The following is a 14,852-nucleotide window of genomic DNA, read 5'->3' on the forward strand; positions in this document are numbered from 1 at the left end:
TTGTCCTGCAATTAGGTATTACTAGAGCAATTCACCGCCAGCCGATCAACGTTGCGTCACCCGCACCGTTTCGCCCTGGCGCACCGTGGCATCGAGCAACGCCCCTTGCACCGGCATCAAATCGCCAATCAGCAGATTCTGCAGCACCGGCTTGCCATCGAAACTGTTACCACCCAGTTCCACCACGCGCATGCCTTCGACGCGCACCACCGCCTTGCCGACCTGCCCCAAACGGTTGCCGCTCAGCAGCAAGGGCCCTGCCATGGGCGTGCCATTACGCAAGCTGATCGCATACTCCGGGGTATTGCCAATGCGGTTGCCAATCAGCGTCAACGCCGCCACTTCGCTGGCATCGATAGCGCTGCCCTGGCTGCTGGCCAGCAGGTTGTCGTCGATCACCAGCGGCGCTGCCGGAGTGGGGGCGAGACTGCGCAGTTGAATGCCGTTGCCGCGGCTGTCGCCTATGCGGTTACCGACCAGCAAGACGGCGCCTTGTTGCTCGCTGACTTCGATGGCGGCTTTGGCGGCGCCGAGAATCAGGTTGTCCTCCACCCGCGCACGGGTCTGTCCACGCAGGCGCACGCCACTGTTGTTGTCGACCCCGCGCAGCTGATTGCCCGTGACGCTCAGCTGGCTGTCGCGGGCATCGATGGCGTACTGCTGGGACTGCTCGAACTGGCTGCCTTGGATGCTCGCCTGGCTGTGTTGCAGCTCCACTGCGGTGGACAGCTCGCTGAACTGGCTGTCGCGAATCAGCACCGTCGCCGGGCGGCTGTTGGGCGACTGCTGGGCACTGAGGGCGGTGGTCAGGCCGCGCGAGAGGTTGGCGTTGTAGCCCAGGCGCTTGAGGGTCGAGCCTATCACCTGGGTGTGGCTGCCAGCCCAGGCGATCACGAATGGCCGCCAGGCGCGATCGGTGTTGCCCGGTTTGTCGCCCGCCATGCTCTCCAGGTTGGATTGGTTCAAGCCCAGCCAGCCCTGGTTGATCAGCGCGGTGCCGGCGAAGCTGGACAGGTACAGGCTGGTGCCTTCCAGGACCAGCCCGGCATCGGCGCCGATCATCAGCGGGTAGCTGAGCAGGTAGCCATCTTTGTAGCGCTTGATGATCCGCGGGTCGTTCAACGCGTCGTGCAGTTGCGCCAGGCTGATGCTCCCGCCGCGCAGCATCACCACCTGGGGGTGATGCGCCTGGTAGCCGGCGATCGCCCGGAACAGGCCGTTGTTGACGAACGGCTCGAACGGCCAGCTGCCAGCCTGGGACGAGAACATCGGTTGCAGGCTGACACTGGCGCGGCCTGCCGGGCGCGGGCGTTCGGCCTGGCTGAAGGTGGTCGCCTGGCGTGCCTGCTGGCGCAGTTGCTGCAGATGCAGTTGGTGCTGTTCAGGCTGCAGCACCTCCAGTGCCTGGTTGACCGCCAGCGTCTGGGTGGCGGCCTGGGCAGTGTTGGCCAGCAGCAGCGCGGCCAGGCAAGTGAGGGAGAAGCGGGCGAGCGGGGCCATAGGGGACTTCCTTGTTCAACGCAAAGGGGAATAAGCCGGCTGGATCGGGCCGCCGAGCTGACTGTAGTTGTCCACTTCGCCGTCCTCACTGTCGTACAGCTCGCGGGCCAAGTGATGGCTGGGGTTGCGCTGCAAGAAGGGGATCAGCCAGGCCAGCTTGTACGGCGCGACATCGACTTGCGATTGGCCCTTGAGCTCGGGCAACTGGTCCGGATCGAGCACGCTGCGCGCGGCGAAGTTGGCCAGCAGGTCGAGGGTCTGCTGGTCTTCGGCGCTCCACGGCAAACCATTGGCGCGTGCCGATTCTGCCAGCAGCACCAGCGGCACCAGGGCGTATTGGCTGTAGGTAGCGGCCAGTTTGGAGCGGGCGACTTCCAGCGGCAGGTAGGCATAGCTGCCGTCGCTGCTGCGCACTGCTTGTTCGAGACCACGGCGCAGATTGCCGTCGGCCCACTGGATGAAGTCATCGCGCCCCACCAGCATGCCGGTAGCGGCTACGGCCCAGGCGGCCCAGTAGTCGTGGTTGTTGAAATACACACCGCTGGCGCTGCGGCGCGGATCGTACTCGCGGATGACCTGTTCACCCAGGCGGGTGAACCAGTCTTTCTGTACGGGCGTCAGCTCAAGCTTGCCGGCGCTGGCCGACTGGGTCAGCAGCACGGCGCCGGCCATCGACGCCAGGGCCCATTTGCGCGCGGCCATGCCGGTGCTGCTGGCGTCTGGGTTGAGCAGGGCGCCGGCGCTGGCCCAGTGTTGCAGCCACTGGTCCTGGCAGGCCAGGGCCATGTTGGCGTCCTGCGGTTTCTTCGCGCGCTGGAAGCGTTTGCTGGCGTAGATCAGACCGCCGACGAACTGTTTGACCTGCTTGGCGATGCGTTCGCTGTCGGCATCGGGGCTGGAGCGCAGGGTCGACTTGCTGGCGTCACGTTGGTCGTATTTGCTTTCCAGGCGCAGGGTGCCGGTGTAGGGCGCTGGCGGCTCCTTGTTGCAGGACAGGGTGCGGTAGTCGGCGATCATTGCCGCCTGCGGGGTGGCGCGGGCAGGCCAGATCGAGTGTGCGGCTTGGGCTTGGGGCAGCAATAGGGCGGTAGCGAGGGCCAGGAGGGTTCGGCGCCCAGGCATGCCCGTTGCTACAGGTTTGGATGGGTACTCAGCTACCGGCATCGACTCGATCCCTGTAGGCGCTGGCTTGCCTGCGATGGGCCGCAACGCGGCCCCAATCACGCGGTTCAAAGGCATAGTCGAGTTTCCACGTCAGTAGCCGCGCTACCGGCCTTGGTCGGCTCGAGGAACACCGAAAGCAGGTTGGCCCCGGCATACGCCGGATCCTTGCTCAGCTCCAGGTAATACTGCCCGCCGGTCACTGCCGCCTCACGACGGAACCACACTTTGTCGCGTGCGCCATTGTCGTAGTAGACGATCACGTAGAAGTCCTTGACGTTCTTGTCACTCAGGCGGATGTCGAGAAACCCTTTCGATCCACTGAGCGACTTGCGCTCACTGCCGGCATTGGACAGTAGCTCGATACGCTCGCCAATCTTCAGTGCTGGGCGTTGCAGCTTGGAACTGAGCACCTCTTGCGAGGCCTTGCAGCCACCCTGTACCGCCGGCACCAGTTGCCGGTACATCAGCGGCGAGTCGAGCCGGTAGTTGGCTGGCAACTCCCAGACGATCAACTTGGGTGGCGCCTCGGCCTTGTAGTCGTCCGACAGCAGGTACTCGAGCAACGAGCCATCCTCGCCGACACCGGGCAGGGCGTAGTTGAGGATGTCTACGCCCAGGTATTGCTTGAGGTAGCCGTCGAAGTTGAACTGCTTGCTCTCGTCTTCGCGCGCCGCGGCGTTACTGTCGCCGACCAGAATCACTTCCGGGTCCGGCGCCTCATCGAACAGGGCATCGGCGCCGTCCGCCACCGGGATGGTCTGGTAACCGCGCACGTACTGAAAACCGTAGTTGTTGCCACAGATGTAGCTCAGCGCCAGGTTCAGCGTGCCGTCCTTGGGCACCATCACCCCAGGCTCGGTGCGGTACTCCTTCTTGGTCAACCCGGCATAGAACGGTTGGCGGCGGATTTCATCGGCCATCAAGCGTGCGGTCGCCTCGGCGCCTGCTGGCGTCCAGTGGTGGTCGCGGCGGAAGAAGAACTCTTTGCTGGGCGGCTGCTGCACCAGCTGCATCATCGGCGCCACCACCGCACCGCCCTGGCGCAACTGGCCGAGGTAGGCGGCCAGGTTTGCGCTGGCGCGGTTGTAGTCAAAGCCCAGCGGGTGCTCGCTGGGCAGCTTGTCGCGGTGCATCAGGCCACGGGTCGGCTGAATCGCCATGGCCACGTGAATGCCTTGCTGGTCGAAGGCCTTCATCAGCCGGGCGAACTCCGGGCGCATCGGGGCCGGGATGCCGAACTCGTTGGTCAAGTCGACCACCGAGCGGAACAGCCAGCGGTCCTTGCCGGGCACGATCTCGCGCATCAGCTTCATACGCCCTTCGGCGTAGCGCTGCGGGTCGCTCAGGGCCGGGCAGACCATGCACTGCAGGTTTTCGCAGCCAGATTTGGCCGCAGCGCTCTGCTCGGCGGCCTGGCCGGCCTGGCTGAGCAGGGCCAAGGCGGCGCCCAGGCCCAGGGTTACGAGGATCTTCATGTGCCATTCATCCTTGCAGCGGGCGGTCACTCGGTCGGGTCGATGCTGTTGGCCAGGCTCATGCTGCGCCCACCTGGCAGCAGCACGTAGCTGTAGGAACGGCCTTTCTTGAGGAACAGTTCATCGAAGCTGGCCACCTTCTGCTCGGCCTCATAAGCGGCAAAGCCGATCTTGATCTCGTTGACCATGCGGCTGCCGGTCTGGCCATTGCTCAGCGGGTCGACGATCACGTGCTTGCCATCCACGGTCTTCAGCGCGGCCTGCTTGTCGGTCAGGTTGTAGAAGGCGATCTGCGCTTTCTTCGGCTCATTGACGTACTTGTCGGCGATCAGCGTCAGTTGCTTGCCGTCGTAGACCACGGTGCTGGCCGCATTGGCCTTGAGCTGGGGTTCGATGGCCTTGCCGCCGATGGCGATCTTGTGCGTACCGGCCGGGATGAAGCGGTAGCCGCTGAGCTGGCCGGCGGCGACGCGCTGCGGATTGACCTTGCCGCTGAGGCTGACATCGATGTTGCCCTCAGACAGGTTGAGCACGCGCACGAAGGCCGAGTCGGCCGGCGCCACGGCGTCGTACAGGTCGGCGTTGCCTTCGGCGGCAAGGGCGCTGTGGCTGGCAGCAGCCAGGGCGATGGCGGTAAACAGGCTCGAGAGTTTCATCAGGTACTCCTTTAATCGTCAGAAATGCTGGGGCTGGGCGCTACGGCTCAGCGATCCCGGGCGGTGGGCGAGCAGGGTGCGCAGGGGGAACTCCCAGACCACGGTGTCGATCTGCGGGTTGCTCAACTGGTCACTGGCAAGAAACTGGCTCATCGCCTCGAACGGCCCGCGGGCCTCCACGGCGATCGACAGCAGGTCGCGGTTCAGCGCTTCCTTGAGGAAGCCGACGAAGTTCCAGTCGTCGATCTTGCTGTAGCTGGTGCCGACCAGCAGCAGGCTCTGATCTTCCTCAGCGAACAGGTCGTCAGTGTTCTGCTCGGCCTTGAGGGTTTCGTACAGCTCGATCTGGTTGGGGCCGAACTGCGGCGCCAGGCGGCTATGGTCGAACTGGATGTAGTTCATCAGGTCGCCCTTGATGCTCTTCTCGCCGGACTTGTGCGACACATACACCTGGTCGCCCAACAGCTGCGGACGCTGGCGAGCCAGCTCGTAGGCTGACAGCCGGGCACCCTCCGGGCTCCAGTGGGTATCGGACTTGAGGAACAGTTGCGGCCCATTGAGGTTGCTGAGGAAGGCCCCCCGCAGCGGCACCACGTCCAGCTGGCGCGCCTGCAACTCGCCGACGAAGCGGTCGTACAGGCTCACCACGCGTGGGTCGAAGGCGTGCTGGGCATGTTCGGCATACACGTCGAGCTTCATCGGCAAGGGCAGCAGCACCAGCTTCTTGCCATGCTCGGCCAGCTGCTTTTCAACCTTGGCGATCTGCTCCAGCTGGGTGGCCACATTGGCGTCGAGGTCATTGGGCACGCGGTATTCCTGGCTGGTGTAGAGCCAGCCCTGCTTGCCCAGGACGACACCCTTGGTGCCTTCGCCGAACAGCTGGAACTGGGCATCGGCCCACAGCTCCACTGACGGGTCACGCAGGAAGAAGCGTTTGTCGTAGGCCTGCTCGAACTTGCGCAGCAGCTTGCCGTCGACGAACAGGTTCCAGGTGTCAGTCTGGGTGCGCGCGAAGCTGAACACTGGCGGCAGCGAGTAGACGAACATCGCTGCCAACACCAGGGCGAAGAGAATGCCGTTGACCTTGCTGGCCGTATTCATCACCGGATACATGGCCGTCTCCTAAAACTGGAAATACAGGAAGGGCGAGAACGAATTGGCCGCCAGGCTGCTCAACGCCAGCAAGAAACCACCCCACAGCAGCACGCTGTGCAGCGCGCCGACGTGACGCATGAAGTAGCCCTCTTTGTTGCCGGCGTAGAAGCGCACGTTGTTGATCCCGGCCAGCAGCAGCCAGACCAACGCCACCAGGGCAAACGACATGGCCATCTTCGAGGCACCGAGCACATACAGCTCCAGCGAGCCAAAGCCGTTGAAGCCGAACAACGCCTTGTAGATATCCAGGCTGTGGCGCAGGTCCATGGTGAAGAACAGCGGCATGCTCAACACGATCAGCAGCGCCGTACGCAGGTTGCGGCCCAGGTGGTAGGGCGTGGTGATCTTGGTCGCCAGGTTGAACTTGCGCTCGATGACCATGCCGACGCCAAAGAACAGCCCCCAGCAGATGAAGGCAAAGCTCGCGCCGTGCCACAGGCCCGACAGCAGCATGGTCCAGATCAGCGCCGGCAGGGCGCCGGTGACGCGCTTGCGCACCAGCGGCATGTACACGTAGTCGCGCAGAAAATGCGCCAGGGTCATGTGCCAGCGTGCCCAGAACTCAGTGATGCTTTGCGACACATAGGGCTGGTTGAAGTTCTCCGGAAAGCGAAAGCCCATCATCAGCGCCAGGCCCAGGGCCATGTGGCTGTAGCCGGCAAAGTCGAAGTACAGCTGCAGGGTCGAGACCACCAGGCCGAACCAGGCATCGCTGAACTGCAACGCGCCTTCACCAACGAACAGCACGTTGATCGGCGCCAGGCGGTCGGCGATCAGCACCTTCATGATGAAACCGAGCATGAACCGGCACACCCCCAGCGAGAACAGCTCCAGCGAATGGGTGCGCTCACGCAGCTGTGGCGCCAGTTGGCTGTAGCGCAGGATCGGCCCGGCCACCAGGTGCGGGAACAGCGCGACGAAGGCGGCGAAGTCGATGAAGCGGTTGGTCGGCGTGGCATCCTTGCGATAGATGTCGACGATGTAGCTCAGCGCGTGGAACACATAGAAGGAGATCCCCAGCGGCAGGAAGATGTTCTCCAAGGTCCAGGTATTGATGCCCAGCGGTGCCAGCAGCACGGCCAGCACTTCGGCGCCGAAGTTGGCGTACTTGAAGTAGCCCAGGGTCGACAGGTTGCCGATTATCCCGATCCACAGCAGGCGCAGCGCCCAGCGCTTGTCGCCGGCATCCAGGCGACCCTTGATGCGCAGGCCGAACCAGTAGTTCCAGTAGGTGATCGCCACGAACAGCAGCAAGAAGTCCGGCCGCCACCAGGCATAGAAGATGTAGCTGGCGGCGACGATCACGGTCGAGCGCCACTGTGGCCTGGACAGGAAATACACGGCCAGGAACAGCGGCAGGTAGAGGAACAGGAACACATTGGAGGCGAAGATCATGGCAGGGTCCGTCCTTAGTAGCTGATCACCACGCCGACGCTCAGCTGGTAGTCATCGCCGGTTTCCAGCGCACTCCCGGCATTGAGGTAGCTGGCGCTGACCAGGGCGTTGATATCCAGGTGCTTGCCGTCCAGGGCTACCGGGAACATCTTCCAGTAGTAGTTGACGTCGAGCATTTGCCCGACGTTGCGCCCATTGCCTTGGGTGCCTCGGTCGATGGCGCGGTTGCGCTCGGCACGTTGGTCGCCGTTCATACGGATCGGCAGGGTGCCGTCTTCATCGCGCAGGTTGAGCTGGGTCACGCGCAGGTCGAGGGCGCTGCGTGGGGTCGGGCGGGTCTCCAGGGACACGCCGTAGTAGCTCAGGTTGCGCAAATCGAGGGCCACGAACGAGCTGGTCAGGCGAGTGCTGTAGGAGCCACTGCGGGTGATGCGGTCCGACTGGATGGCGTTGAGGCGAAAGCCATCGTTCTCGTCGCTCGGTTTGTCGGTGAGGCCGCCGCGCAAGGCAACCCGTGGGGTCCAGGGCAAATCGTCGAAGCGCTTGCCCAGCTCGCCCAGGGCCGCCCAGCCTTTGCTGTTGTGGCCGTTGGTGGTCTGGCCGCGGCCGTCGGTGTTGTCCATCTTGCCGTCCAGCGCGGCCAGCTCCAGGTGGTAGTCGCTGAGCACCGGGTAGGCCAGGTTGTCACCGTTGAAGAACAATCCGTAGCGCACGCCCTTGAAGTCGTAGCGGTCGTCGGCGTCATGGCCGCTGTGATCGTTCTCGTGCATCAGGCGCACGCCGACCCGGTTGTTCTGGCTCCAGCGATAGGCGTATTCACCCATCACATAGGTGGTGCGTTCTTCGCTGTCGGCCAGCGAGTTGACGTCGGTGTTGTAGTTATGGAATTTCTGCCCGACGGCGATGAAGGCATCGGAGAACGTGTCCTGATAGTTGAAGCGCAGCGACTCCAGGCTGTCATCCCACCAGATGCCGTAGGTGTCGTAAAAACGCTGACGGCCGAGCGACAGCGAGAAGCGCGGGTCATCGCCGATCAGGTTGCGTTTGACGTACAACTCACGCAGTTCGGCGTACCAGCCTTCAGCTTGTTCGCGGGCCGTGTTGTTGGTCGATTCGTTGGTCAGGTTGCTCGACTGGCTGGAGTCGTAGTTCAGCCACAGGCGGCCGTAGACCATCCATTTGGCCCAGCGCTTTTCCGGTGAATACCAGGCGAAGGACGGCTCGTAGCGCAGGCTGTAGAACATCTCGCGGTCGCTGCCGACTTGCGAGTCTTCTGGGCCATAGCCGGTCTGTACGGTGAGCTTGTTGAAGAACTCCGAGGTGATCACCGGCTCGCTGCCATCGGCCGCAGCAACGCGCACCGGCTCGTTGCTGTCGGCCTCGGGGCCAGTGATTTCTTCAGCCGCCCACGCCGCTGGCAAGGGGGCCAGGGCGAGCAGGGCGCCGAACAGGGGGGAATGCGCTTTCACAGAGTAGCCTCCTTCAACAGATCGTTGCGTGCGGCCAGGGCGCGCTCGATGTCATCCTTGGGCAAAGTTCTTTCCAGTCGGCGGACCAGGCTGCGCGCACCGCGCTCACCCATGTCCAGCGCGATGCGGGCATAGGTGTAGGCTTTGACGGGGTCGTGGCAGATGGCGCGGCCATAGGTGTGCAGGGTGGCCATGCGGTACCAGGCGGTGGAGGAGCCCTTGTCGGCTTCTTCCCGGAACAGTGCCAAGGCTTTCTCCTGATCTGGCTGGTCTTCGACGCCTTTGCTGTAGTACTCGGCCAACAGCAAGCCGGCATCGGGGTAGCCGCTGGCGCGCAGTTCGTCGATCAGCGCGCGGGCTTTGTCCGGGTCCAGGGTCAGCCAGTTGTTGACCATGTAGAACGACGCTTGCAGGGCCTTGGCTCGGGTCGGGTCGCGCTGGCGCACCTGATCGATCAACGCTTGAGTCTCCTCGGCGTTGTGCTCGGTGGGGTTGGAGATCATGTAGTTGGCCTTGGACACCATCGCCGGCACGAAGCCACGCGCGACGGCATCGTCCCGCCAGCGCTGGACCTGCGCAGTGGCCAGCGCCAGGGCCTCGGCCTGGGCCTTGTCGCGGGCCAGTTGCTCAGGGCTTGGCGGCAGGTTGGCGGCGGCAGGATTGCTGGCTTGGCGCTCGAAGCGATCAGCCTCCTGTTCGGCACGCTGGACGCTGGTGATGTTGTCGAGCAAGGCGGCGATGCGGTGGACGATCTCTACCGGCAGTTGCGCACGTTCCGGCTCCAGCTGGGTGGCGAAGGCGCGGAACGCCTGGTCCTGGTTTTCGCCAAGGAACGCGTAGTAGCGATCGATGGCGCGTACGTCGGTACGCGCCGCCTCCCGGTACCAGCGCTCGGCGCCGGCGCGATCGCCCTGGCGCTCGGCCAGTACCGCGCGGTACAGCTGCGGCCGGCAGTTGAGCAGGCACGACTGCTCATACAAGCCGAGCAGTTCGGCGGCCTGCGGCACGTCGATCAGCTCTGGATATACCAGAAACACCTCCAGCGTGGTGCTGGCGTTGCGTGGATCGAGGCGGCTGGGATAGCGGCTCAAAGCCTGCTCGACCCAGGGCCGCTGGGCTTGACGCAGGCTTGGCGTGCGGTCGATCAGCCGCGCCAGCGAAGCGAGCGCCGGGATCAGCCCGCGGCCTTCGGCGAAGGCCTGGTGATACAGGCCAACCACTTCCTGGGCACTGGCGTCGGCCCGACCCGACAGCACGTCGCCCAGCAGCAGGGCGCTGGCCAGGTCACCGCGGCCGACCAGCTCGCGCAGGTCGCCAGTGACGTCGGCGCTGGGGTCCTTGTACAGGGCGTAGCGGATCTGCTCCAGGCTCTGCCCGGCACAGGCCGCGCTGGCGCAGGCCAGGGCCAGGCTGGCCAGCAGCAGGCGCGAAGGCGTCTTCAGCTTCATCAGGTCATCTCTCTCGACGCGCTCAGTTCGCGCTGGCAAACGGCAGGCCCAGGAACAGGTCGACCGCCACCGCCTTCTGATAGGCCGCTGCCGGCAGCGGGCTGTCTGGCTGGATGGTCAGCGCCAGGTTGCGATTGACTTCATCGACTCGCGCATCGACCACCTTGCCGCTGTAGTGCTGGTCGAGGCCGAACACCTGCATGTCCACCGAACGCACGCGGCTGACATCTTCGAGCTTGTCGAACGGCACGTTGGCGCGCACGAACAGGCCCTGATCCTTGGGCAGCAGGTGCATCAGTGGAGCGTCCTTGTAGCCATAGCCATTGAGCGGTTGGCTCGGGTAGTACACCTGGCAGTCGCACGGGCTGTTGATCACCGTCTCGATGGTGGCGCGGCCAAGCAGGGCTTGTAGGTCGCCAGGGGCGAGATCGGCCACCGCCTTCATGTCGGCCGGGCTGGTAAAGCTGGTCGCCAGCTGTGTGGAGATGCTTGCCAATGGCTGGCCGGCCTGGACTTCAGTGGTGCCGGCTGGCAGCAGGTACTTCACATAGCCGTTGTCGGGCATGCTGATGATCTGTGCGTTGGTCGCCACTTGCGCCTGCACGGCAGGAATGCGGAAGAACAGCAGGTAGCCCTTGTAGCCGACGAAACCCAGGGCTGCCAGGCCCGCGGCGGTGTACAGCAAGGTGCCGGCCATGGCCTTGAGGCGCGCGCCGGGGGTGCGTGCAGTGGCGTGCTTGTGCTTGCGTTCCTTGATGTAGTTTTCCCGCTGCATCACGTTGAACAGGCCATTGATGTCGGCGATCTCGCCAGACATGTAGGCGGTGATGATGTAGCGCAGGATGTCGCGCTTCTGCGCATCGAGGTCGACGAATTGCGCACCGACCTCGTTGCCGCGCTGGGAAACGATGCGCACCTTGCCTTCGATCGCCAGGTCGACCTGGTTCAGGCGCAGCTGGATCGAGGCGTCATACAGCGCGCCGATCTTCAGCGGGGCTTCGTGTAGCAGGCCGATACCGCCCAGGGAAATATCCTGCAGCTGGGTTTCGAAGGCAGTCTGGCCGCCACTGGAGAGGCGCACGCGGGCATTGATCCGAGTGCGCACGTACTGGCGCTCGTCGATCGCCTCGTGAACGATGTTGGCTGCGGACTTGCTCGGGGCTGCGGGGATGTTGGTTGTACTCATGTGCAGGCGCCTTTCCTTAACGTTGCGAGAGTTCTAGAAGCACGGTGATGACCCCGAAGAAGATGGCGATGGAGCTCAACAGCATCGCCTTCGAGGACCAGCGATTGAGGCTGGCGTCGAAGTCGACGCTGCCGGTGGCCAGGGTGGTTTTCTGCCGCGTCCAGCTTTGCTGGTCCATGTGGAACATCGCGTAGACCTTCATCACCGAGCCGACGATTTGGTTGTAATAGAGAACGAAGGGGTACATCGGGCTGACGGGGTGGCCGGCGAAGACGAACAGCACCGTCACCAGGCTGCGCGAGATCAATACCCAGAACAGGTACACCAACAGGTACTGGATACCGAACACCAAGCCGGCTACCACCGAGGCGGTCAGGCCCATCAGGCAGGTCCACATCGACACCCGCTGATCGAGCAGCACGTACAAGGTGAACAGCCCTAGGCGCGCACGGCCGAGCAGGGCGGTGGCACGGAAGTTCTGCCGCAGCGAGTTGCCGTACCAGCGGAACATCAGCTGGCGGGTGGCGACCCAGAAGCTGTCGCTGGGCGGGTGCTCGACGGTCAGGGTGTGGCTGTCAGGTACATAGAAGGTGTCCCAGCCGGCGCGCATCAGGCTCAGCCAGCTGGACTTGTCGTCGCCGGTGAGAAACTGGAAGCGCCCCAGTCGCCAGTGTTCGAGGAAGTCCGCCTCGACGTCGCGGATGAAGTCCGGGTCGGTCATCACGCTGGCGCGGAAGAACGACAGGCGCCCGGTCAGGGTCAGCACCCGATGCGACAGGGCCATCGAACACATGTTGATGTGCCGTTGGACGAAGCGCATCGAGTGCCACTGACGCATCCAGCGGCTGCCTTCGACCTCGCAGAACTCGTTGGTGGTCAGGCCGCCAACGTTGGGCAGCACGGCAAACAGCTTGACCGCCCGCTCGACGCAGCCAGGCAGCATCATGGTGTCGCCATCGACCACGCCGACCACCGCGTCTTCCATCGGCATCTGCCGCGACAGGGCGCGGAAGGCGTGGGCCAGGCCATCACGTTTGCCGGTGCCGCGGGCACGCACGATCACCAGCTTGATGTCGTCGCGATCGCGCACCTCGTTGCGCATGATGTCCTTGATGAAGTTCTCATCGCCTTTCTCGACGATCGAGGCGATCACCGTGCACGGCACTTTCAGCCGTTGCACTTCCTGGAACACCGACTGGTAGACCTTGAAGGTGGTCAGGGTCGGGATACGGAAGCTGGTCACCACCATGAACATGTGCGAGGGCAGCGCGGCATCGCCCAGGCGCTCGACCTGGCGGCGCATCCGTGGAAAGCGCCAATGCAGGAAGTACATGCCACGCAAGTAATGGACGATGGCGTTGCCATAGCGCCACATGCCCAGCGTGCCGATGATGAAGATGAACAGGTGATGGTTCGGGTCCAGGTACTGCGGCGCGATCATCTCCGACGCCAGCGCGATCAGCCCGGCCAGGCACGCCCAGGCGCAGAAGCTGGCGGCTGCGCGCAGGTAGCCGGGGGCCTCGAAAGGTCGCTGTTGCACTCGTTCCATGTAGCCTTTGCTCCTGTTTGCGCCCACCCCCACCCTTGAAAGGGCGGGGCGGGCGCGTGTCGGTTACCAGCAGATACCTTGGCGCTGGGTGTCGCTGGTGCCGTCCATGAAACCGACCAGGTCGATCACTTGCTTGTCGCCGCCCAGCTGCAGAGCATTGGCGAAGCGTTCGTCGTTGTTGCCCAGGACGATCACCTCGGCCTCGTCGATCACCTGCTCCAGGTCGCTGTGCAGCAACGACGAGACGTGCGGGATAACCGCTTCGATATACTCGCGGTTGGCGCCGAACACCCGTGCGTACTCGACGTTGGCGTCATAGATGCGCAGCTCGTAACCCTTGCCGATCAGCTGTTCGGCCAGGGTCACCAGCGGGCTTTCGCGCAAGTCGTCGCTGCCTGCCTTGAAGGCCAGGCCAAGCAGGGCGATCTTGCGTTTGCCCTGGCGCTCGATGAGGTCAAAGGCGATGTCGACCTGGTTGCGGTTGCTGGCCATGATCGAGGCCAGTAGGGGATGCTCGACGTCGAGCTGGCCGGCGCGGTAGGTGAGGGCGCGCACGTCCTTGGGCAGGCACGAGCCTCCGAAGGCAAAGCCTGGACGCAGGTAGTAACGCGACAGGTTGAGCTTGTAGTCCTGGCACACCACATCCATCACTTCACGACCATCGACGCCCGACGCCTTGGCAATGTTGCCGATCTCGTTGGCGAAGCTGACCTTGGTCGCGTGCCAGACGTTGCAGGTGTACTTGATCATCTCGGCGACTTCGATCGACTTGCGAATCACCGGCGCATCGAGGCCTTCATAGAGCGAGGCGAGCAGATCGCCCGACTGGCTGTCGAGCTCGCCGATCACGGTCATGGCGGGGAAGTCGTAGTCCTGGATGGCTGTGCTTTCGCGCAAAAATTCCGGGTTGACGGCAACGCCGAAGTCGACCCCGGCTTTCTTGCCCGAGCTCTTTTCCAGAATTGGAATCACCACGTTCTTGACGGTGCCCGGCAGAACGGTACTGCGCACCACGACCGTGTGGCGGCTGCCTTTGTCGCGCAGGGCGGTGCCGATTTCGCGGCATACCGCTTCCATGTAGACCAGGTCCAGGTCGCCGTTTTTCTTGCTAGGCGTGCCGACGCACAGCAGCGACAGGTCGCTTGCCAGAATCGCCGCTTGCACATCGGTAGTGCCGCGCAGACGGCCATTGCGTACACCGTCGAGCAGCAGCTGCTCAAGGCCCGGTTCGACAATAGGCGACTTGCCCTGGTTGATCAGGTCAATCTTGGCCTGGGAGATATCCACACCCAGTACATGATGCCCACGAGACGACAAGCAGCCCGCGCAGACCGCGCCCACATAGCCAAGTCCAAAGATACTGATATTCATAGATCCCTCTCCCAAGGCGCGGCAAGGCCGGCCGAGATTCTCAGTTCAAGAAGTGTTCAAAGTGGCAGACGCGCAGAAGTAAGCCGCGCTCAGGAAGTGGCGTTACAGGCTGTTTCTTAGTGGTCTATTTTTATCCTAAAGGCGTTTTTGTTTGTTTCGCAAGCTTTCAAATTGCTCGCATTGAAAATACTTTAATCGCGGCATGTGAAAGTTTAAAAACCGTTATGAATCAACGAGTTAAAGTTTGTCGTTAGTTAGGCGTCAAAAAATAGATTGCTGTGGTGGTGCCGAGAAAATGGCGTCAAAAGCGCGCTTGTTTGGCTTCCTGCGGTTTTTTTCATCGCTCGTTTTTTGTCATTTATTTGTTTGCGGTGCTGTTGCTCGATTGATTTTCCTGCTCTCGGACTCACCGTAAAACCTTGTTTTAACTGGGCGCTATACTGAATGGGCGGGACAATCTTCGAGTGTGACCTTTAGCTGTTTT

General features: G+C 63.1%; 11 protein-coding genes. All 11 read right to left on the minus strand.

Annotated features, from left to right (window positions below):
- Positions 1 to 45: 45 nt before the first annotated feature.
- A complete protein-coding gene (locus tag ACI2JX_RS05135; protein ID WP_404689544.1) occupies positions 46 to 1,500 on the minus strand; it encodes a right-handed parallel beta-helix repeat-containing protein in 1,455 nt (484 codons plus the stop codon).
- A gap of 15 nt (positions 1,501 to 1,515) precedes the next feature.
- Positions 1,516 to 2,664 carry a polysaccharide lyase gene (locus ACI2JX_RS05140; protein ID WP_404689545.1) on the minus strand — a complete coding sequence of 383 codons (1,149 nt, stop codon included), beginning with the start codon at positions 2,662 to 2,664 and terminating at the stop codon, positions 1,516 to 1,518.
- A gap of 65 nt (positions 2,665 to 2,729) precedes the next feature.
- Entirely contained in the window at positions 2,730 to 4,139 is a 1,410-nt protein-coding gene (locus tag ACI2JX_RS05145; RefSeq protein WP_404689546.1) for an alginate biosynthesis protein AlgX, read from the minus strand.
- Between the two features lie 26 nt (positions 4,140 to 4,165).
- On the minus strand, positions 4,166 to 4,795 hold the full coding sequence (locus tag ACI2JX_RS05150; RefSeq protein WP_368971999.1) for an alginate O-acetyltransferase AlgF: 630 nt from the start codon (positions 4,793 to 4,795) through the stop codon (positions 4,166 to 4,168).
- 18 nt (positions 4,796 to 4,813) lie between these two features.
- Positions 4,814 to 5,908: an alginate O-acetyltransferase gene (locus ACI2JX_RS05155; protein ID WP_404689547.1), complete on the minus strand. Its 1,095-nt coding sequence runs from the start codon at positions 5,906 to 5,908 to the stop codon at positions 4,814 to 4,816.
- 9 nt (positions 5,909 to 5,917) lie between these two features.
- On the minus strand, positions 5,918 to 7,345 hold the full coding sequence (locus ACI2JX_RS05160; protein ID WP_264235876.1) for an MBOAT family protein: 1,428 nt from the start codon (positions 7,343 to 7,345) through the stop codon (positions 5,918 to 5,920).
- Positions 7,346 to 7,359: 14 nt separating this feature from the next.
- On the minus strand, positions 7,360 to 8,814 hold the full coding sequence (locus tag ACI2JX_RS05165; protein WP_368971998.1) for an ion channel protein AlgE: 1,455 nt from the start codon (positions 8,812 to 8,814) through the stop codon (positions 7,360 to 7,362).
- Positions 8,811 to 10,262: a tetratricopeptide repeat protein gene (locus ACI2JX_RS05170; protein ID WP_404689548.1), complete on the minus strand. Its 1,452-nt coding sequence runs from the start codon at positions 10,260 to 10,262 to the stop codon at positions 8,811 to 8,813. Before ACI2JX_RS05170 ends, ACI2JX_RS05165 begins: the two co-directional genes overlap by 4 nt.
- Positions 10,263 to 10,284: 22 nt before the next feature.
- Entirely contained in the window at positions 10,285 to 11,448 is a 1,164-nt protein-coding gene (locus ACI2JX_RS05175) for a PilZ domain-containing protein (protein ID WP_264235879.1), read from the minus strand.
- Between the two features lie 16 nt (positions 11,449 to 11,464).
- Positions 11,465 to 12,997, minus strand: coding sequence for a glycosyltransferase (locus tag ACI2JX_RS05180; protein ID WP_186557121.1), 1,533 nt, complete (start codon positions 12,995 to 12,997; stop codon positions 11,465 to 11,467).
- 63 nt (positions 12,998 to 13,060) lie between these two features.
- The gene (locus tag ACI2JX_RS05185) at positions 13,061 to 14,368 is read right to left on the minus strand and encodes a nucleotide sugar dehydrogenase (protein WP_264235880.1); all 1,308 of its coding nucleotides are present in this window, start codon (positions 14,366 to 14,368) and stop codon (positions 13,061 to 13,063) included.
- Positions 14,369 to 14,852 lie beyond the last annotated feature (484 nt).

Origin of the sequence: Pseudomonas sp. NPDC088890, from assembly GCF_044900155.1 — a bacterium.
In the GTDB taxonomy this organism is placed as follows: domain Bacteria; phylum Pseudomonadota; class Gammaproteobacteria; order Pseudomonadales; family Pseudomonadaceae; genus Aquipseudomonas; species Aquipseudomonas urmiensis.

Coding starts and splice junctions, on each gene's coding strand:
- ACI2JX_RS05135 (WP_404689544.1), bottom strand. CDS start 1,500: ATGGCCCCGCTCGCCCGCTTCTCCCTCACTTGCCTGGCCGCGCTGCTG.
- ACI2JX_RS05140 (WP_404689545.1), bottom strand. CDS start 2,664: ATGCCGGTAGCTGAGTACCCATCCAAACCTGTAGCAACGGGCATGCCT.
- ACI2JX_RS05145 (WP_404689546.1), bottom strand. CDS start 4,139: ATGAAGATCCTCGTAACCCTGGGCCTGGGCGCCGCCTTGGCCCTGCTC.
- ACI2JX_RS05150 (WP_368971999.1), bottom strand. CDS start 4,795: ATGAAACTCTCGAGCCTGTTTACCGCCATCGCCCTGGCTGCTGCCAGC.
- ACI2JX_RS05155 (WP_404689547.1), bottom strand. CDS start 5,908: ATGTATCCGGTGATGAATACGGCCAGCAAGGTCAACGGCATTCTCTTC.
- ACI2JX_RS05160 (WP_264235876.1), bottom strand. CDS start 7,345: ATGATCTTCGCCTCCAATGTGTTCCTGTTCCTCTACCTGCCGCTGTTC.
- ACI2JX_RS05170 (WP_404689548.1), bottom strand. CDS start 10,262: ATGAAGCTGAAGACGCCTTCGCGCCTGCTGCTGGCCAGCCTGGCCCTG.
- ACI2JX_RS05175 (WP_264235879.1), bottom strand. CDS start 11,448: ATGAGTACAACCAACATCCCCGCAGCCCCGAGCAAGTCCGCAGCCAAC.
- ACI2JX_RS05180 (WP_186557121.1), bottom strand. CDS start 12,997: ATGGAACGAGTGCAACAGCGACCTTTCGAGGCCCCCGGCTACCTGCGC.
- ACI2JX_RS05185 (WP_264235880.1), bottom strand. CDS start 14,368: ATGAATATCAGTATCTTTGGACTTGGCTATGTGGGCGCGGTCTGCGCG.